Below are 19,009 nucleotides of genomic sequence, written 5' to 3'. Positions count from 1 at the left end.
AGCATGTAGCACCAGACAAGTCCCGTTTTTAAGCCACCTTGTTCACCCCATTGAAAACGGCAGGATAGTTATCCTGCCGTTTAGTTTTCCTATCTCGCTGCCTGATCCACCAGATAGAGAATGCTGTGATAGGGAATGCCGGCGTGCTGGCTGAGCCCCATTTCACAGGTGCGGCTGTTGCTGAATCCCTGACGACAATCGTTGGGGACCTGGGCGGGCAGGCTGGCGAGGGCCGCGGCGTTGAGCTCCGGGGTCATCAGCCCCTTGTCGCCAGCAAAGCCGCAGCACTGGATATGCTCAGGCACGATCACCTCCCGGGCACAGGCGCGGGCCACCGCCAGCATCTTATCACCCAGCCCCATGCGCCGGCTGCTGCAGGTGATATGGAGCATCACTGTCTCATCGATGGGGGTCAGTTCAAGGTGGGGCAGCAGGTGTTCCAGCACAAAGGTAGCGGGCTCAAACACCCGAAGGCCCTTGCCGAGCGCCCCCGAGAGCAGTCGCTGCACACAGGGGCTGGTGTCGAGCAGCACGGGCCAGCGCCCCTGCTCGCTTGCCTGCCACAGGGCCTCGGCCAGCTCACTGCGCTTGGCTCCCGCTACCTCGCTCATCCCCTTGCTGTCATAGGGCATGCCGCAACAGAGCCCCTCAACTCTCGCCGGCACTATGACCCGGCAGCCCGCCTTCTTGAGCAAGGATAACACCACGTCCGGCAGTGACGGGGCTTCCTCCTGCTGGCCGAACACCCGGCTGGCGCACGACGGCAGATAGACCACAGCACGCTCGCTGGATCCGCCATGGCTCCCCTCCCCTTGCGGCCACAGGTAGCGGCTCGGCCCCGGCAGGGTCGGCAGCCAGGCGGGCGTGCGCTGGCCGCTCAGATGGCGAACCCCGTTCACCAACCCTGCCAGCGCCTTGTCTCCCAACACCTTCCCGGCAATGGCTTTTAGGCCCAGCGCACTGCGGGCCGTGCGGGTAACGCCGGCGAAGTGATCGGCGCTCCAGCGGGCGATGGGCACGAAGCGCTGGTACTTGTCAGAGCGCAGCTTCTTGATGAGCGCTCCGGTGTTGATGCCCACCGGGCAGCGATCGGCGCACAGCCCGGTGGCGGCGCAGGTCTCAATCCCCTGATAGTCAAACAGCCGGGCCAGCTCGCGGGAGGGCTCATCGGCACGAGTGCGGCGGGCCAGTTCGCGGTAAAGCACGATGCGCTGGCGCGGCGAGAGCGACAGGGTGCGCGAGGGGCAGACCGCCTCGCAAAAGCCGCACTCGATGCACGGATCCACGATGGCATCGCTCGCCGGCATGGGCTTGAGATGGGCCAGGTGGGCCTTGGGGTCATCGTTGATGATGACGCCGGGATTGAGCAGGCCGTCCGGGTCCAGCAGCGCCTTGATGCGGCGCATCAGCGCCATCCCCTCCGGCCCCCATTCCAGCTCCACATAGGGGGCCATGTTGCGGCCGGTGCCGTGCTCGGCCTTGAGAGACCCGCCAAAGCGCACCGCGACGAGCTCCGCCACCGCGTCCATAAAGGCGCCGTAGCGGAGCACCTGGGCCGGATCGTCGAACCCCTGGGTAAAGACAAAGTGCAGGTTCCCCTCCAGCGCGTGGCCGAAGATGATGGCTTCACCGTATTCGAAGCGATCGAACAGGGCCTGCAGCCCCGCCACCCCTTCCGCCAGACGCTCGATGGGAAAGGCGACATCCTCGATGATGACGGTGGTGCCTGTGGTACGCACCGCCCCCACCGCCGGGAAGAGCCCCTTGCGAATGGCCCAGAGGTCGGCGCTGTCGATAGTAAAAGGCACAGAGGCGACCTGGACGAACTCGGCCGCCATGGCCGTCACCTGCTCGCAGCGAGCCACCAGCTCCTCTTTCGACTCCCCATGCACCTCGACAAGCAAGGCGCAGGCAGCCAGGTCCAGGGTCTTGATAAAATCCGGCAGGCCGGGCTTGCCCGCCACCGAGCGCAGGGATCGCCCATCCATCAGCTCCACCGCCGCCACCGGCGCACTTTTCAGGCGCGAGGTGGCCAGACACGCCTGCTCGGCGTCCCGAAACACCAGCAAGGCCGAGGCCTTGTGGGGGTATTCGGGCACGGTGTCGAGCACCACCTCGGCAATAAAGCCGAGAGTCCCCTCCGAGCCGATCATCAGGTGGGTGAGGATATCGACGGGATCCTCATGATCGAGCAGGGCATTGATGGCGTAGCCGGTGGTGTTCTTGAGCCGGTACTTGTGGCGGATCTTGGCGGCAAGCTCGGCGTTCGCCAGCACCTCGGCACGCAGGGCGGCGAGCCCGTCCAGCAACTCCGGGCGCTTGGCCGCCAAGGCGGCGCGGCTCTGGGGATCGCCACTCTCCAGCACGGTGCCATCGGCCAGCAGCAGGGTCATGGCGTGCAGGGTGTGATAGCTGTTATGGGCGGTGCCGCAGCACATGCCGCTCGCGTTGTTGGCGGCGATGCCGCCGAGCTTGCAGGCGTTGATGGAGGCGGGATCCGGCCCAATCTTGCGCCCCAGGGGCGCCAGATAGCGGTTGGCATCGGCGCCGATCACCCCGGGTTGCAAGGCGATGCGTGCCCCCTCGTCCAGAATGCGGTGGCCGCGCCAGCTGTCGGTCAGGGTGATGAGCACCGAATCGCTCAGGGCCTGGCCCGAGAGGCTGGTACCGGCGGCGCGAAAGGTGCACGGCAGGCCCAATTCGCGGCACACCGACAGCACGAAGCGCACCTCTTCGAGGGAGTCGAGGCGCACGATGCGCTCGGGCACCAGCCGATAGAAGCTGGCGTCCGTGCCGTGGGCCAATCGCAAGTCCGGGTCGCTCACCAGGCGCTCCTGCGGGATGCGCGAGAGCACAGCGGCATCAAATTCATTCCAGCGCATCAGCAATCCTCCACCAGCACGACCAAGAGGCGGCTCGGGCCATGGGCGCCGTAGGCCAGGGTCTGCTGGATGTCGGCGGTCTTGGAGGGGCCGGAGACCAGCAGCAGATTGGTGGGCATGGCCTGCTGCCAGCGCCCGGCCGCCACCAGCCCCACCAGGTTGTCGGTTATGGTGGAAGCCGCCAGCAGGGCGATATGGCAGGGGGGCACCAGGGACAAGGTGCGCGGCTCGCCGCCATCGGGCAGCAATACGAGCGTCCCGGTATCGGCGATGGCGCCCGCGCAGTGGGTAATACCCGCCTGACAGACGTCGAACAGATCGTCCTTCCAGCTCGCGAACTTGCCTGCGGGGGTCAGCACAGATCGCCCGGCGCAGGCGGCCGCGACCGCCTCCTGCCAGCGGCCGCCCTGGCCACAGGCCAGAATCGTCACGCCCTCTTCATCCAGCCAGGCGGCCAGATCCCGGGCAAGGGTTGCTTCCTTGACGGTCAGGATCTCGGCGTGGCTGGCGCTGATCCCGGCAACAAAGCGCTCGCGCCGCGCCTGTTCATCCTCTCCGCGCCAGGGCTGCCAGCCATGGGGGGCATGTGCCATGGGGGTGGCGGCGCCGCGCAGGCGGCTTAATATGGCCTCTTTGCTCGACATCTCAGGACTCCTTCTTCTTCTGGCGCAGCAGGGCGTGCAGGCTCTGGGGGGCGGGTTTGGGGGCTTCGCGGCACTGGGTCCAGGGGCCCAGGTGTTTGGGCATCAGCCCCCGCAGGCGACCGGCCACCCCGGTTGCGGCGTGATAGAGGCGCGGGTGGGTGGCGGCAAAGGCAAAGCCCTGCATGGCGAGGGTCTCGAGCCGGTTCCTGGCTGCCCCCTGCCCCGCCAGCGGTTCGTGACCGGGCTGTACGTCGTGCTTGGCCTCCCGGCGCAGGCGCTGCAACATGTCGGGAATGGGGATGCGCACCGGGCACACCTCGCCGCAGGCACCGCACAGGCTCGATGCGGTCACCAGATCGCTCGTGCTCTCCAGCCCCAGCAGATGGGGGGAGATGATTTTGCCGATGGGCCCCGGGTAGATGGTGCCATAGGCGTGGCCGCCGATGCGGGTGTAGACCGGGCAGTGGTTCATGCAGGCGCCGCAGCGGATGCACTGCAATGTCTTGCGCAGCTCTTCGTCCCGGTAAGCTTGGCTGCGGCCGTTGTCGAGCAGCACCAGGTGCACCTCGTCCGGGCCGTCCAGCTCCCCTGCCCGGCGCGGGCCGCTGATGACGTTGAAGTAGGTGGTGATGGCCTGACCGGTGGCCGAGCGGGTCAGGGCGCTGTAAAGGGGCGGCACGTCGGATAGGCACTCCACCACCTTCTCGATGCCGGTGATGGCCACGTGGACCTTGGGCACCGTCGTACACATGCGCCCGTTGCCCTCGTTTTCCACCAGACACAGGCTGCCGGTCTCGGCCACCGCAAAGTTGACGCCGGAGAGCCCCATGCCGGCGCGGCGAAACTCTTCGCGCAGGGCCCGCCGTCCGGTCTGGATCAGGGCGTCCACGTCCGTGGTGGGGGTGAAGCCTTCCAGATTGCCGGCGAAGGTGTCGCTCACCTCCTGCTTGTTCTTGTGGATGGCGGGCATGATGATGTGTGACGGGGTGTCGCCGTCGAGCTGGACGATAAACTCCCCCATGTCGCTCTCAAGGCAATGGATGCCGTGGCGCGCCATCTCGTGGTTGAAACCCACCTCCTCGCTCACCATGGACTTGCCCTTGACGATGCTGCTCACCCCGTTTTTTTGGGCGATACCGAGGATGATGGCGTTGGCCTCGGCCGGCGTCTGGGCCCAGTGCACCCGGATGCCGTTGCGCTCGCAGTTGGCTTCGAGCTGCTCCAGCAGGTCCGGCAGACGCGAGAGACAGCGCTTGCGAATTTGCTCCGCCGCATCGCGCACCGCCGCCTCCTCGGCTGGATCGGCGAAGGCATCCCGGCGCTTGGCGCGCAGGTAATCCATGGCACCGCGAAAATTCTGGCGCAGCACCGGGTCGGCCAGGGCCGCCTCGGCCTGGGGATGGAAGCGGCGCGGCGAATACTTGGCGTGATCAGACATGGGGCTGGGCCTCTTTGGTATGAGCCAAATCGCTAACAGCGGCGCCGTTATGAGCTATTTCGTCACTGTCGGGGCGGCTGTGGGCGAGCAGGAAGCTCGCCAGATGGGTGGCAGGCAAGATCCTGCCCTGATAGGCCAGGGATCCCTTGATGTTCAAGAGGCACCCCCAATCGGCGCTCACCAGGGTGTCGGCGCCGGTGGCCAGCAGGTGGCGGGTCTTGTCCTCCACCATGGCCTGGCTGATGTGGGGGTGACGCACCGAGAAGATGCCGCCAAAGCCGCAGCACTCGCTCTCGTAGGCCTGTTCATGCAAGGTGACGCCATCGAGCTGCCCCAGCAGGCTGCGGGCCGTGGTGTGTACCTGCATCTCGCGTCGGGCCGAGCAGGAGGTGTGCATGACGATGCTCGCCTCCCCCACCCCGTGCCAGCGCACCCGGCAGATCCGGGCCAGAAACTCGGTGAGCTCGAACACCCGATCGCAAAAATCGGCCACCTCGGGGCTCTCGGGGAAGAGGCGGCGGTAGTGGTGGTGCATCATGCCGCCGCAGGAGCCCGACAGCACCACCACCGGCCAGGGCTTGGGGAAGAGCGCCATCTGGCTTTGCGCCACCTTGCGCGCCTCCTCCTCGTGACCCGAGGTGTAGGCCGGCTGCCCGCAGCAGGTCTGTTTCTCGACAAAGTGCACCCTTATCCCTTCCCGCTCGATCAGGGCGATGGCATCGAGCCCCGCCACCGGGTCGAACAGGTCCACCAGACAGGTGGCGTAGAGATAGACATCGGCCGGCTTGGCCGGGTAGACCCGCATTACCTTCATCACTTGCTCTCCTTACTTGAGCTGCAGCAGTGCGTCCGAGATGTGGAAGCTGTACATGAGCGCCAGCCCGATAAGGCCGGTGACCAGCAGGTAGTAGAGGGTCGGCAGCGCGGTCTTGCGCAGCGTCGCCCCCTCACGACCGAGCAGCCCCACGGTGGCCGAGGCCGCCACCACGTTGTGAATGGCAATCATGTTGCCCGCGGCGGCGCCGACTGCCTGCAGGGCCAGCATGGCGGCGGTGGAGACCCCCAGGGTCTGGGCCACTTCAAACTGGAACTGGCTGAACATCATGTTCGATACCGTGTTGGAGCCGGCGATAAAGGCCCCCAGCGCGCCGATGGTGGCGCTGAGCGCCGGGAAGAACTCCCCGACGAGCCCGGCGGCAAAATTGGCGGTGGTCACCGGCATGCTGGCGAGATCCGCCCCGTTGACCCCGGAGTTGATGAAGATGCGCACCATGGGCACGGTGAAAATCAGCACGAAGCCGGCGCCGATCAGGGTGCGGCTGGACTCCCCCAGCGCCCGACCGAAGGGGGCGAGGGAGCGCGATTGCAGCCAGGTGGCGAGCAGGGCGCAAAGCACCAGCAGGCCGCCAGGCAGGTAGAGCGGCTCAATGGAGGCGCTGACCCCCTTCTCCCCCAGGAGGTCTGTGAAGGCGAGGCTCACCGACAAGAGGCTGGCCTTGAATGCCGGGCTCACCCGGCTCGCCACCAGCAAGAGGGCCAGCACCACATAGGGGAGCCAGGCCAGCAGCAGCGACATGGGGCGGGCGGCGGCCTCTTTGAGATCGAGCTTCAAGGAGCCCAGCCACTCGGCGGGCCACTCGTTCTCGGGGGCGAAATCCCAGGAGTTCTTGGGCACCAGAAAACCGGCTCGCGCCGCCGTCACCACCAGGGCCAGCCCCACCAGACCGCCGATGAGGGACGGGAACTCGGGGCCGAGCAGCATGCCGGTGAGGGCATAGGGGACGGTGAAGGCGAGCCCGGCGAAAATCGCAAACGGCAGGATGGAGAGCCCCTCGGTCCAGCTGCGGTTGCGGCCGAAGAAGCGGGTCAGCATCATCACCATCAGCACCGGCATCAGGGTGCCGACGGTGGCGTGAATGAGAGCCACGTTGGTGGTCACCTGTTGCAGGTAGATGTCCCAGCTGCTGCCACCGGCGCTCAGGGTCTGGCCGATGGCCTGGTTATCCAGCCCCTTGTTGATGCCCACCAGGATGGGGGTGCCCACCGCGCCGAACGACACCGGGGTGGACTGGATCATCATGCCGAGCAGCACGGCGGCCAGCGCCGGAAAGCCGATGGCCACCAGCAGGGGCGCGGCGATGGCGGCCGGGGTGCCAAAGCCCGAGGCCCCTTCGATAAAGGCGCCGAAGCACCAGGCGATGATGATGGCCTGGATGCGCCTGTCCGGCGAGATGTTGGTAAAACCGCCGCGAATGGCGGTGATGGCACCGGTGTGTTTGAGGGTGTTGAGCATCAGGATGGCGCCGAACACGATCCAGAGCACGGTCACCGTGATCACCAGCCCCTGCAGGGTGGAGGCGAATACCCGGGTCGGGCTCATCTGCCAGCCCCAGAGGGCGATGAACACGGTCAACAGGAAGGCGACGGGCATGGCGCGCTTGGCGGGCCAGTTGAGGCCGACCAGCAGCACGGCGGCCACCAGGATCGGCGAGAAGGCCACCAGGGCCAGCAGGGTGTCTGTCATCATTGCGTCCTTGTCCAGAGGGGTGCAGAGGCGCACCTTGTTGTTGTTTTGTTAAGCGGACGTGACCTTACCCTGTTCCTTTTTCGCGATATATGGAAATAATGAACAACATTCGTTCCAAAAGTTGATCAATATGGCCAGTACCGATGACCTCATCCTCTTCGCCCAGGTGGTGGAGGCCGGATCCTTCAGCAAGGTAGCTGAACAAAATTCCCTGACAAATTCAGTGGTTAGCAAGCGGATCGGGCGTCTTGAGGAGGAGCTCGGGGTGCAGCTCCTCTATCGCACCACCCGCCGGCTCACCCTGAGCGAGGCGGGCAAGGCGCTCTATCAAGGTGCCAAAAATGTGAAGGCCGCCGCTCTGGACGCCTTCGACGCGGTGGCGGGATTTGGTGAAAAGGTGAGCGGTCATGTGCGGATGTCGGTACCCACCATCTCCGGCGAACTGCTGCTGGCCGATGCGGTGGCCGATTTTTGCCAGCAGCACCCGGGGCTCACGGTGGAGATGTCGCTGGACAACCGCTTCGTCAACCTGGTGGAAGAGGGGTTCGATCTGGTCATTCGCACCGGCTATCTGGATGACTCGAGCCTGATTGCCCGCCACATTCTCGACTCCCAGTGGGTGATCTGCGCCGCCCCCGCCTATGTGCGCCGCTTCGGGGCACCGCGGGAGCCGTCGGATTTGCTCACCCACAACTGCCTGCGCTACGCCTACCAGAGCACGGGGGCCTCGGAGTGGGCCTTCAAGGGGGAAGAGGGCAACTATCTGGTGTCGGTATCGGGGAGCTTTTCAACCGACAACGCCGGAGCCCTGCGCAAGGCGGCGCTGGGGGGGCGCGGCATCGTCTATGTGCCGCGCTGTCTGGTCTATCACGACCTGATGCAGGGGGATCTGGTGGACTTGTTTCCCGACCGGGTGGGCAAGAAGCTCGGCATCTACGCCGTCTACCCCTTCACCCGCCAGCCGCCGCGCAAGATAAGGCTGCTCATCGAGCACATCCGCCAGCGCTATCTGGAGATTGGCCACTACTTCATCTGAGGCCCTTGCCGGGCCTCAAAGGGCGGATGACGCCGCCTGACGGGAGAGAAACGCCAGGGACTGGCGGTTGAAGTGATCCGGCTGCTCCACGTTGCAGACGTGGCCGCACTTTTCGATGATTTCGAGGCGGCTGTAAGGGTCGCGGGCCACCTGCTCGCGCACCGGGGCGAGGAACATGTGATCCTCCTCCCCCATCACGTAGAGGGTGGGAATGGGCAGGGCCCGCTCGCGAAAGTAGCGCATCAGGGGGTTCACCTCGGTGGCGAGACGGAACCAGCGCTTGAACTCCTTCTGGCAGAGCTTGCGAGCCTCGCGCACGAAGAGGTTGCGGGACTCCTGATGGTGCTGGCGCGGCATGATGATGAAGGCGAACAGGCGGTAGAGCCACATGTAGGGCAGGAAGTGCTGGCCGAGGCGGCCAAGCTGCACCAGCACCCGGGAGCGGATGTCGAGACGCAGGATGGCACCGCCGAGCACCATGCTCTTGACCCGCTCGGGGCGAAGCTCCGCCAGGTGGCGGATGAGGATGGTGCCAAGGGAGATGCCGACAAAATGGGCGTGGGGGATGCGCAGGTGATCCAGCAGGCGCAGGATGTCCTCGGTCACGGCCCGAAAGCTGTAGTGCCCCTTTACCACCTGCTGCAGCTGGTTGGACTGGCCGTGGCCGCGAAGGTCGAGCAGCAGCACGTTGAAGTGCTCCCGGTAGGCCCGCAACTGCTTGAACCAGATGGAGGAGCTGCCGCCCGCGCCGTGCACGAACACCACCCAATCCCGATCGGGACCCAGTTCAAAGGTCTTGTGGTACAACATCTCATGGGCTCCCGGGGTGATGGGGGGTATACTCGGCGCGCATATTAACAGAAGGCTCACCCCGGTGAACATGCTTCCACCATGATCGGACCAGCCTGGAGTCCCCATGACCCTCGTTCAATTGCGTGAATTTTTGCTCAGCCAGCCCGGCGCCACCGAGGACACCCCCTTCGGCCCGGAGATCCTGGTCTACCGCATCGCCGGCAAGATGTTTGCCCTGGTGGACTGGCAGGCGGAGCCCCTCTCCATCAACCTGAAGTGCGAACCCGAGCTCGCCCTGCTGCTGCGGGAGATCCACCCCGAGGTGAAACCGGGCTGGCACATGAACAAGCAGCACTGGAACACGGTGACCCTGAGCGAAGGCCTGTCTGACGATCTCTGGCAGGGCTGGATAGTCCACTCCTATGAGCGGGTGGTGGCGGGCCTGCCCAGGGCGAAGCGGCCCCAGGCCCCCCGCGCGACCATCAGGGAGGATTGACCCATGCCGTCTCCTTCTTCTCCCCGCATCGTCCCCCTCGAGGAGGCGCACATACCAAGGCTTTTAGATCTGTTCGAGCAGTCGGTACGCCGTCTGGGGCCTGCGCACTACAGCCCGGAGCAGGTGGAGCAGTGGGCCAGGGGCGCCCATCACCCGGGGCTTGCCAGCCAGTTGCGCGAGCACCATGGCTGGGTCATCGAGCAAGACGATGTGCCCCTTGGCTTTGCCACCCTGAGCGATGACGGTCATCTCAGCCTGCTCTACGTGAGCGCGGATCATCCGCGCCAGGGGCTCGGCACCCTGCTGCTGGAGCGGGTGCTGGCAGCCGCCAGCCAGATGGGGCTTGGCAGCCTCACCACGGAGGCGAGCGCCTTCAGCCTCGCCCTCTTCCTGCGTCACGGCTTCCTGCTGACCGGATTGGAGACGGTGGAGCGCGGCGGTGTCCAATTTATCCGCCATCGGCTCCACTGCCGCTTGCCATGACGGGTTCAGCCACTAAAATACGCACCATTTCCCCAAGGCAATGAAGAAAGGGCAGCCATCATGGTGGTAGAGAGCGACGGTTACATTGCGCTGATCGAGTATCTGGTAGAGAGTCTGGGTCTGTTCGAGAGCCAGCAACAGGGCGGCGGCGCCCAGACCATCGAGGATCTGGTGAGCAGCCGGGTGGCCGACAACCTGATGGCCATCTGCGAGCAGAACCCCCAGCTCGACCCCAAGGTGCGCTTCCTGATCATGCAGGAGGCCGATGCCGTGGTCGCCGACCTGGAAGAGGTGCTCTCCGCCGTCTGGTTGTCCGCCCCCAGCGAAGCCCAGCAAGCCTTCCTCATCGAGTTCATCGACCTCATCAAGAACCTGTTCGACAGCACCATCAACTGACCCCGCCCCTGCCGTGACGGCAAGGGGACGAGATGCAATGAGGCGAGGAGTGAGGCGGGACGCCCAATGAAAAGGGCCGCCTCATCGGGCAGCCCTGCTTGCTAGCATTGTCAATTCATCGCGCTTGTCAGAGTAATGAATATCGGGGCAAAAAAATGTGTCTGGTCTTGGCAACCATCCGTGGTCGCTACCCTGTTGGTCAGCCAGGGTTCAGTTTAGTTCCCCACCTGACGCATTTTTTTCAATTATTTTTCATCACAATGACACGGGGGCCTGATGGCCCCCGTGGTATGCATTGATGCCTCAGCGATTCAGGCTGGGAGGCAGGCAGACGCCAATGCCCCCCAAGCCGCAATACCCCTCGGGATTCTTCTCCAGATATTGCTGGTGATAATCCTCGGCATAGTAGAAGGGGGCCAGCGGCAGGATGCGGGTGGTGATGGTGCGCCCATCACCGCTCGCCGTCATGGCCTGCTGGTAGGCGGCCAGGCTCTGCTGGGCAATCGCCTCCTGGGTGTCGTCCCCGACGAAGATGACGGAGCGATACTGGGTGCCGATGTCGCCACCCTGGCGCATCCCCTGGGCCGGATCATGGTGTTCCCAAAACAGCTTGACGAGATCCCCATAGCTGATGACCTTGGGATCGAACACCACCTGCACCGTCTCGGCGTGGCCGGTCAGGCCGCTGCACACCTCCTTGTAGGTGGGATTGGGGGTCAGTCCCCCCTGATACCCGGCGGCGGTGGAATAGACTCCGGGCTGCTGCCAGAACAGACGCTCCACCCCCCAGAAACAGCCCATGCCGAACCAGGCAAGCTCCATCCCCTCGGGCCAGGGCCCCTGGGTCGGGTGGCCGTTTACTGCATGCACCAGGCCAATCTCCAGCGCTTCCCGCCGTCCCGGCAGCGCCTCTGCCGGTGAAATAATCTGCTCCATATGCCCTGTCCTTGTATAAAACCCCGCGCAATGCGGCTGACGAAAAGGAACACCGAAGATATCAGGTTATTAGCCCGGATCAACCAGGGAGCGGCCCCCGGGGCGCCCCTCCCGCCCTCGCCTGCGTCTTCCCCTCCCCGCCCGCACTGGTCAAAATGGCGACAAAAAAATATCAAGTCGATATTTAGTCTTGATTTGTGAATTTATTTTCATATATTGGGCGAATTGCTGCTTTTTTATGGAATGAAACACGTGCGTGAACGCGAACCCAGCCTGGTCCATGCCTTTCGGCAATCCACCCCCTATGTCAATGTGCACCGGGGTGCCACCTTCGTCCTGATGATCGGCGGGGAAGCCATTTGTCACCCCAATTTCGCCAACATCGTCAGCGACATCGCCCTGCTGCAGACCTTGGGGATCCGCCTGGTGCTGGTGTTTGGTTCGCGTCCGCAAAATGACGAGGCCCTGGCCCGCGCCGGCATCCAGGCCCAGTATCACAAGCGGATCCGGGTCACCGACGATGCCAGTTTCGCCATCATCAAGCAGGTGTGCGGCGGTCTGCAATACGACATCACCGCCCAGCTCTCCATGGGGCTCGCCAACACCCCCATGCAGGGGGCCCGCATCAGCGTGGTGAGCGGCAACTTCGTCACCGCCCAGCCGCTGGGTGTGGATGACGGCATCGACTTCTGCCACAGCGGCCGGGTGCGTCGCATCGATGTGGAGGGGATCACCCGCCAGCTGGATCAGCACGGCCTGGTGCTCATCTCCCCCATCGGCTGCTCGGTCACCGGCGAGAGCTTCAACCTGAGCTCGGAAGAGGTAGCCCGCCGGGTGGCGGTGGATCTCAAAGCCGACAAGCTCATCTGCTTCAGCAGCACCCAGGGGGTCATGGACAGGCACGGGGAGGCCATCTCCGAGCTCTTCCCCGAGCAGGCCGAAGAGCTGCTGGTGGCGCTGGAGCAAGCGGGAGAAGAGATGTCAGGCACCGCCCGCTACCTGCGCGCGGCCATCGCCTCCTGCCGGGGTGGCGTGCCCCGCTCCCACCTGGTGAGCTATCAGGACGACGGCGCCATGCTGCAGGAGCTGTTCAGCCGCGAGGGGCTGGGTACCCAGATCGTGCGCGAAAGCGCCGAGCGGGCCCGGGCCGCGACCATTGAGGACATCGGCGGCATCCTGGATCTCATCCGTCCTCTGGAGGAGGAAGGGATCCTGGTGCGCCGCTCCCGGGAGCAGCTGGAGATGGAGATAGACAAGTTCACCATCATCGAGCGGGACGGCCTCATCATCGGCTGTGCGGCGCTCTACTGCTTCATGGAAGAAGCCATGGCCGAGATGGCCTGCGTCGCCATCCACCCGGAGTATCGCAACTCCAACCGGGGAGACACCCTGATCGCCAAGGTGGCCGAGCGGGCCAAGCGGCTCGGCATCCGTCGCCTGTTCGTGCTCACCACCCGCTCCATCCACTGGTTCCGGGAGCGGGGCTTCGATCCCCTGGAAGTCGAAGATCTGCCGGTGGAGCGCCAGCGCTTCTACAACTGGCAGCGTCGCTCCAAGGTTTTGTCCAAGACCATTTCGTAACTGATTGATCTTGTGCCTGGTTACCGTCAATTTTGTTCTTTTTTACGAACTCGATTGACAGTGCAATCCAGACCAAGGTATTTGTACATGCACGCCACCTGTCACAGGTGGCACCAGAAGAGGAGCGCTGCCCAGGCAGCCCAGGGGAGGACACCAGTGTCCGGTGAACTTGGGTCAGGGGGAGCAGCGCCGAGACGAGGCGAGTGACTGGACACCGCCACGTCGGCTGCGGGGGCTGAATCCCCCGGGTTGTCATCGGTAGTGGTCATCCCACACCGCGCCCCACCTTGGGGCCGGTACGGGATGGGCTCTGCAGGTGGAGTGCTTCTGGCCGGGATCCTCGCGTTTTCCTGCCATTTTTTGCCTCCTCCTCTCTATTTGCCCGATGAAACCGGATTTTCACCTTGAGACAGGAGTATGCAATGAACCCGATCAATGTCGCCAAGTTTGGCGGAACCAGCGTCGCCAATGCCGCGGCCATGAACCACTGCGCCGACGTGGTGCTGGCCAATCCGGCGACCCGGGTGGTGGTGCTGAGCGCCAGCGCCGGCGTCACCAACCTGCTGGTGAGCCTGGCTCAGGGTGAACTGGACGAAGCCGGACAGGATGCCCAGCTTGCCAGGCTTGCCGACATCCAGCTGGCCATTCTGGCCGCCCTTGGCAACCCGAGCGACGTGAGCGCCCTCATCCATGCCCAGCTCGGCGACATTCGCACCATGGCCCGCCAGGCCAGTCAGCACACCGACGCCGAACTCGCCGATCGCCTCATCGCCTGCGGCGAGCTGATGTCCACCCGTCTCTTCACCGAACTCCTGCACCAGCGCGGGGTCAAGGCCCAGTGGCAGGATGCGCGCCAACTGCTGCGCACCGACAGCCGCTTTGGCAAGGCCACCGTGGATCTCGCGGCAACCCGCGCCCTCTGCCAGCAGGCGGTGGGCCCGTTGCTGGGTGACAGCCTGGTCATAACCCAGGGCTTCATCGGTGCCGACGGCGATGGCCGCACCACCACCCTCGGCCGTGGCGGCTCCGACTACAGCGCGGCCCTCCTGGCCGAGGCCCTGGACGCAGGCAGCATCGAGATCTGGACCGACGTGCCCGGCATCTACACCACGGATCCCCGCCTGGTCACCCGCGCCCGCCCCATCCCCGAAATCAGCTTCGTGGAGGCGGCGGAGATGGCCACCTTCGGCGCCAAGGTGCTGCACCCGGCCACCCTGCAACCCGCGCTGCGCCAGGATATCCCGGTGTTCGTGGGCTCTGCCAAGGACCCCGCCGCCGGTGGCACCTGGATCCGCGCCACCACCCGCAGCAACCCGCTGTTCCGGGCCGTGGCCCTGCGCCGCCAGCAGGTGCTGGTGACCCTGCACAGCCTCAACATGTTCCACGCCTACGGCTTCCTGGCCGAGGTGTTCGGCATCCTGGCCCGTCACCGCATCTCGGTGGATCTCATCACCACCTCCGAGGTGAGCGTCTCCCTGACTCTGGATCACACCGGCAGCCAGAGCAACGGCGAACCCATCCTGAACGACAAGGTGCTGGCGGAGCTCGGCCAGCTGTGCAAGGTGGAAGTGGAGACCGGTTTCGCCCTGGTGGCGCTCATCGGCAACCGCATGAGCGAGGCGGCCGGGGTGGGCAGCCAGGTGTTCGACGCCATCCGCGAGCACAACATCCGGATGATCTGCTACGGCGCCAGCGCCCACAACCTCTGCTTCCTGGTCAAAGAGGACGAGGCGGGCCACATCGTCAACTGCCTGCACCGGGAACTGCTCGACTGAGTCGCCCCGGCGCTGGCACACAACGAGCCTCCTCCGCCCCATCACACCCGGGGCGGCCTTCCCCACTCAGCAAAGAGGGGCGCCGCGGCGCCCCTCTTGTCACTCTTCTTCCACCATCAGCTGGTGACCAGGGTAGCCCGGGTGGGCAGCAGATTGGCCCGGATCTGCTCGCGCAACCCTCCCAGCCGTTGCAGCAACCCGGCCTGACCGAGCCCCGCTTCGTCAGGGGCCAGATTGTCCACCAGGGCCGGGAAGTGCTCCCGTACCGCCTGCTCCAGCCAGTCGAGGCGGCGCAGGGTGAGCGGGCCGCAGCTCTTGCCGCTGAGATCGTCCAGGATGTCGAGCCGATGGCTGCGGTACATGTCGCGCCACCAGTTGGCCGCCAGCGCCTCGTCGCTTGCCAGCGCCGCACTCCACTCCCCCACCAGTCCCTGCATCCGCGCCAGCACGGGGGCGCTCGCCCCCTCCCGCGACAGGTATTGCAGCTCTCCCCTGGCCCAGGCGAGGCAGAGCTCGCGCCAGCGGCGAAACAGCGGCAAGGGATCCGCCTCGTCCAGCCAGAGCCCGGAGAGGGTGCGGGTTTCCAGCCGCTCAGGCACGTGGAAGTCGGGATCGGTGAGGCCGTTGGAGTTGAACTCGTGCAGGGGATCGAAGGGCCACATGTAGCCAAAATCGAACACCGAGATATGCTGGCCGTCATCCAGCAGGTTGCCCGGGCTCGGATCCCAGTCAAACCAGCCCCAGCGGGCCAGCTCCGCCTCCACCGCCAGCATCTGCGCCAGGTTCCGCTCGCAGAGCGTGCGCACCGGCTCCCCCCGCAGCCAGGGGGAGACCAGCACCCCGGCCCGGGCGGAGCCGAAACTGGTACAGACCACGTTGGAGAGAATGGTGGGGTGCAGCTCCCGCAGGCTCTCTATCTCCCGGCGGCGCTCCAGCTCGGTGAGAAAGGCGGTCTTGCCGTCCACATTGGCCACCAGAGAGTCCTGGCGGCAGCGTTTCAGGCACCAGTGGTGCCCCTCCACCTTGAGATGGAACACCTCGGCGGTGAGCCCGTGACCGTAGACCTTGACGACGTCCGGGTGATCCTCGGTCAGCCGGACGAGCTGTGGCAGCGGCAGGGGGCAGTCCCGCTCCCGCCCGATCCGGATCTCTTCTTTGCTCTCCAGCATCTGGAGCAATCTGGCCTGACGCGCCGCAACTTTGGGATTCATACATGTACCTCCAACCGTTACTGAGAGACTAAACAGCGCCCCCCTCCCAGACCAGCAGCAAAGGCTCATGATGACGCTTTCATCACAGAATGAGTGCCCTTGGCGGATCGGGATCACAAATTGCTTCACTGTACTCATCACGGAATATTCATCTTGTTGTCATTAAATTGACATCAAGGAACAAGCCACGCACCATCGGGTCAAAATAGAGGCAGTCGTCGCTGCCATGACCGCTCCAAGGATGAGCCCTTATGAATGCCCCCGTCACCGGCCACCGCCCCGCCTCCCAGCCCCTGGCCGGGCTGTTGCTGGGTCTGCTGACCGCCCTGCTGCTGCTGACCCTCGCCCTGCCGCTGCTCAACCCCGTCAGCTGGCTCGGGCGTACCGCCCCCCTCATTCTGGGCCCGGCGGATCAGCCCATCGCGACCCTCCATCGCTACAGCCTGCTCTACAAAAGTGACAACCGGGGCTTCTATCTGGTGGTGCGCAGCCAGTGGCAACTGCTCAAACCCCTACAGGAGGGGGACAAGGTGCGGGTGGAGCTGCTCAACGACAAAGGGGTGCGCATCGATCAGCTGAGCCAGGCGGTGGACAAGCGCCAGAAGTGCCGCAAGGAGCGCTGCACCCTGAGCCTCAACAGCGCCCTACGCGCCCCCGACGACGCCCTGGACAGCCGCTACCAGCTGCGCATCGGGCTGCTGCTGGCAGACAGGCCGGAGAGCGCCGAATACAGCCAGATCCTCCAGACCCTGCCGGAGCGCGGTTTCAACCTCCTCTACCTGATGACCAGCCTGCTGCTGGTGCTGCTGGTGAGCGCCGCCGTGCTCAAGGCCCTGCTGCCGCGGCTGCGCCGAAGCTACCGCGCCCGGGTGGCAGGCAGCCTGCTGCTCGGCAACCTCACCTTCGTGCTGCTTCACGGCTTCGTGGTGTTCAAGCTGGGGGAATTCCTGTTCTGGTCGGGCTTTCGGCCAGAGCACTACTACCTCGCCTGGGGCAGCATGGTGCTGGGCTGGAGCCTCTGTGCCCTCGCGGGCTTCAGCCTCTATATGGGGCTGCTCTTCACCGCCCTCTCGGGCATCGGGCTGCTCGCCAACTTCATGAAGATCGCCATCTACGGGGTGCCGCTGGGGGGGGACGATCTGGGCAACCTGCTGGCCCTGCTGCACATCCTGCTCGATCAGCACCCTGTGGTGCCGGTGCTCGTCGTGCTGGGGCTCCTCTTTCTGGTGTGGCGTTTCGCCCTCTCCCGCTGGATCCTGCGGGGCTTGCTGCGCACCGCCGCCGCCACCGCCGCCTTCTTCGCCCTCTGCGTGTTCGCCACCCAGACCGGCAACAAGCTGCTCGGGGCCAACATCCGCTACGTGGACAGGGCGGTGAACTACCACAGGGACATCATCCGCGCCGGCCCCGGCCTCTACCTGTTCAACCTGGTGGACGAGATGCTGCAAAGCGGCAACGTGTTTCGCTACCCCTTGCAGATCAACGAGCGCACCCCGGAGCTGAGCCTGCCCGCCCAGCCCAGGGCTCCCCGCTTCGATCTGGTGATCGTGCTGCAATACGAGTCGCTCTGGCTTGACTGGCAGGACCGTCTCTGCGCCCCCGCCCCCACCTTGAACCTGCCCGCCAGCGTGGCCCAATGGCGCAAGACCATTCACTCCCCCACCACGGGCGGCATGACGGTACTGGCGGAGTTCGAGATGAACACCGGCCTGCCGGTGGGCCTGCTCAAACAGGGGGTGGTGCCCTACTACTACCTCTCGGACAAGGTGCCCGGCCTTGCGCGCAGCGCAGCCCAAAGCGGCTACCAGACCCTGTTCGCCCACCCCTATGTGGAGAAGTTCTGGGGCCGCGCCAAGGCGATCCCGGCCCTCGGCTATCAGGAGCGCTGGTTCGATACCCGCTTCACCGCCCTCGAGCACAAGGGGCTCTACATCTCCGACGATGCCCTCATCGATCACCTGCTCAAACGCAGCAACCAGGACGATCAGCCCCTGTTCGCCTACGCGGTCACCATGCAGGGGCACGGCCCCTTCGACGGGGATCGCTACCGGGCCCAGCAGCGCAGCGGCGCCTGCCCGGATCAGAGCCCGGCGGATACCCAGTTGCTCAACACCTACTACACCGGGGTGGTGGATGCCATGGCCTCCCTGGAGCGGCTGCTCAAGACCCTGGACAACTCCGGCAAACGCTACCTGGTGGTGGCCTTCGGGGACCACCAGCCCTTCCTGATGTCGGCGGGCAAGGGTATCCACGGCGCCAAACCGCCACGGGATGCCAGCTACCAGATCCCCATGATGGCCTTCACCCGGGCCGGGGACGGGCTGGATCTCGCCCGCCAGTTCGACCCGGTTCGCCAGCTCTACCAGATGGGCCAGGCCACAAGACAGCTGCTGGCGGGGGACCTCACCCCCATCCGTGACCAACCCCTGCTCCACCCGGTGCTCGGTGAGGAGAAAGGCTTCGACCCCTCCCCCCTGGTGCCGCAGATCCGCGCCAGCTTCCGGCCCGATGCATTGCCCTGATCGATTGAGACACGAGGGACACAGATCCTTGCAACACCTTCCGGCCCGATGCCCTGCCCTGATCCGCAGCGAACTAGCAGACGACAAAGAGGTCGCCCGGGCGACCTCTTTTTATGGGCGGGATGCGAGTACAGTGCCGCCTGCACCTCGCCATGTTCGTCCCGACCTGTGCTCTGCGACCCCTGACAGGTCATTTTTTGTTTAGATATATCAAACGATAACTCATTATCGAATAGCAAAATTGAACAACTTTGCCGACCTTCATGCCCTGTGCCCCCCCATGTTCCCGC

The 19,009-nt window shown here is 65.0% G+C and carries 15 protein-coding genes and 1 riboswitch; of the genes, 7 read left to right on the top strand and 8 right to left on the bottom strand.

Annotation, left to right across the window (positions count from 1 at the left end):
• Nucleotides 1-89: 89 nt before the first annotated feature.
• The 5 genes from C3F36_RS19650 to C3F36_RS19630 are packed head-to-tail and all read right to left on the bottom strand — an operon-like array spanning nucleotide 90 to nucleotide 7,488.
• Entirely contained in the window at nucleotides 90-2,882 is a 2,793-nt protein-coding gene (locus C3F36_RS19650; RefSeq protein WP_104455745.1) for an FAD-binding and (Fe-S)-binding domain-containing protein, read from the bottom strand.
• A complete protein-coding gene (locus C3F36_RS19645) occupies nucleotides 2,882-3,526 on the bottom strand; it encodes a LutC/YkgG family protein (RefSeq protein ID WP_104455744.1) in 645 nt (214 codons plus the stop codon). The genes C3F36_RS19650 and C3F36_RS19645 overlap by 1 nt, the downstream gene beginning before the upstream one ends.
• A gap of 1 nt (nucleotide 3,527) precedes the next feature.
• Complete coding sequence (locus C3F36_RS19640; protein ID WP_104455743.1) at nucleotides 3,528-4,964, bottom strand: LutB/LldF family L-lactate oxidation iron-sulfur protein; 1,437 nt, start codon at nucleotides 4,962-4,964, stop codon at nucleotides 3,528-3,530.
• Nucleotides 4,957-5,778: a (Fe-S)-binding protein gene (locus tag C3F36_RS19635; RefSeq protein ID WP_104455742.1), complete on the bottom strand. Its 822-nt coding sequence runs from the start codon at nucleotides 5,776-5,778 to the stop codon at nucleotides 4,957-4,959. The genes C3F36_RS19640 and C3F36_RS19635 overlap by 8 nt, the downstream gene beginning before the upstream one ends.
• A gap of 12 nt (nucleotides 5,779-5,790) precedes the next feature.
• On the bottom strand, nucleotides 5,791-7,488 hold the full coding sequence (locus C3F36_RS19630) for an L-lactate permease (protein WP_104455741.1): 1,698 nt from the start codon (nucleotides 7,486-7,488) through the stop codon (nucleotides 5,791-5,793).
• A gap of 61 nt (nucleotides 7,489-7,549) precedes the next feature.
• Here C3F36_RS19630 and C3F36_RS19625 point away from each other — a divergent pair, with 61 nt between their 5' ends.
• Nucleotides 7,550-8,527: a LysR family transcriptional regulator gene (locus C3F36_RS19625; protein ID WP_080988704.1), complete on the top strand. Its 978-nt coding sequence runs from the start codon at nucleotides 7,550-7,552 to the stop codon at nucleotides 8,525-8,527.
• Nucleotides 8,528-8,542: 15 nt separating this feature from the next.
• Here the strand turns inward: C3F36_RS19625 and C3F36_RS19620 are convergent, their stop codons facing one another.
• Nucleotides 8,543-9,337, bottom strand: a complete 795-nt coding sequence (locus C3F36_RS19620) for an alpha/beta fold hydrolase (RefSeq protein ID WP_010674369.1) — start codon at nucleotides 9,335-9,337, stop codon at nucleotides 8,543-8,545.
• A gap of 106 nt (nucleotides 9,338-9,443) precedes the next feature.
• On the opposite strand from C3F36_RS19620, the gene C3F36_RS19615 reads away from it, so the two are divergent.
• Genes C3F36_RS19615 through C3F36_RS19605 form a run of 3 tightly spaced genes read left to right on the top strand, consistent with a single transcriptional unit; the run spans nucleotide 9,444 to nucleotide 10,694 of the window.
• Nucleotides 9,444-9,815 (top strand): MmcQ/YjbR family DNA-binding protein, encoded by a 372-nt coding sequence (locus tag C3F36_RS19615; RefSeq protein WP_010674368.1) that lies wholly within the window; start codon nucleotides 9,444-9,446, stop codon nucleotides 9,813-9,815.
• 3 nt (nucleotides 9,816-9,818) lie between these two features.
• On the top strand, nucleotides 9,819-10,298 hold the full coding sequence (locus tag C3F36_RS19610) for a GNAT family N-acetyltransferase (RefSeq protein ID WP_041215401.1): 480 nt from the start codon (nucleotides 9,819-9,821) through the stop codon (nucleotides 10,296-10,298).
• Nucleotides 10,299-10,358: 60 nt separating this feature from the next.
• Nucleotides 10,359-10,694 (top strand): DUF3802 family protein, encoded by a 336-nt coding sequence (locus C3F36_RS19605; protein ID WP_104455740.1) that lies wholly within the window; start codon nucleotides 10,359-10,361, stop codon nucleotides 10,692-10,694.
• Nucleotides 10,695-10,997: 303 nt separating this feature from the next.
• Here C3F36_RS19605 and msrA read toward each other — a convergent pair whose 3' ends face one another.
• Nucleotides 10,998-11,630, bottom strand: a complete 633-nt coding sequence (msrA, locus tag C3F36_RS19600) for a peptide-methionine (S)-S-oxide reductase MsrA (RefSeq protein WP_104455739.1) — start codon at nucleotides 11,628-11,630, stop codon at nucleotides 10,998-11,000.
• Between the two features lie 252 nt (nucleotides 11,631-11,882).
• Between msrA and argA the strand changes: the two genes are divergently transcribed.
• Both argA and lysC read left to right on the top strand, forming a co-directional pair.
• Nucleotides 11,883-13,211, top strand: coding sequence for an amino-acid N-acetyltransferase (gene argA, locus C3F36_RS19595; RefSeq protein WP_041215931.1), 1,329 nt, complete (start codon nucleotides 11,883-11,885; stop codon nucleotides 13,209-13,211).
• A 109-nt stretch (nucleotides 13,212-13,320) separates the two neighbouring features.
• A riboswitch (Lysine riboswitch) is annotated at nucleotides 13,321-13,546 on the top strand.
• Nucleotides 13,547-13,633: 87 nt separating this feature from the next.
• Nucleotides 13,634-14,986: a lysine-sensitive aspartokinase 3 gene (gene lysC, locus C3F36_RS19590; RefSeq protein WP_010674363.1), complete on the top strand. Its 1,353-nt coding sequence runs from the start codon at nucleotides 13,634-13,636 to the stop codon at nucleotides 14,984-14,986.
• A gap of 116 nt (nucleotides 14,987-15,102) precedes the next feature.
• Here the strand turns inward: lysC and C3F36_RS19585 are convergent, their stop codons facing one another.
• A complete protein-coding gene (locus tag C3F36_RS19585; protein ID WP_010674362.1) occupies nucleotides 15,103-16,197 on the bottom strand; it encodes a hypothetical protein in 1,095 nt (364 codons plus the stop codon).
• 251 nt (nucleotides 16,198-16,448) lie between these two features.
• Here C3F36_RS19585 and C3F36_RS19580 point away from each other — a divergent pair, with 251 nt between their 5' ends.
• A complete protein-coding gene (locus tag C3F36_RS19580; protein ID WP_104455738.1) occupies nucleotides 16,449-18,719 on the top strand; it encodes an LTA synthase family protein in 2,271 nt (756 codons plus the stop codon).
• The last annotated feature ends 290 nt before the right edge of the window (nucleotides 18,720-19,009 follow it).

It is taken from the genome of Aeromonas sp. ASNIH2, from assembly GCF_002934795.1.
GTDB lineage: Bacteria > Pseudomonadota > Gammaproteobacteria > Enterobacterales > Aeromonadaceae > Aeromonas > Aeromonas caviae.
The sequence above is the reverse complement of the archived record's forward strand: the minus strand, read 5'-3'. Positions and strand labels throughout refer to the sequence as shown.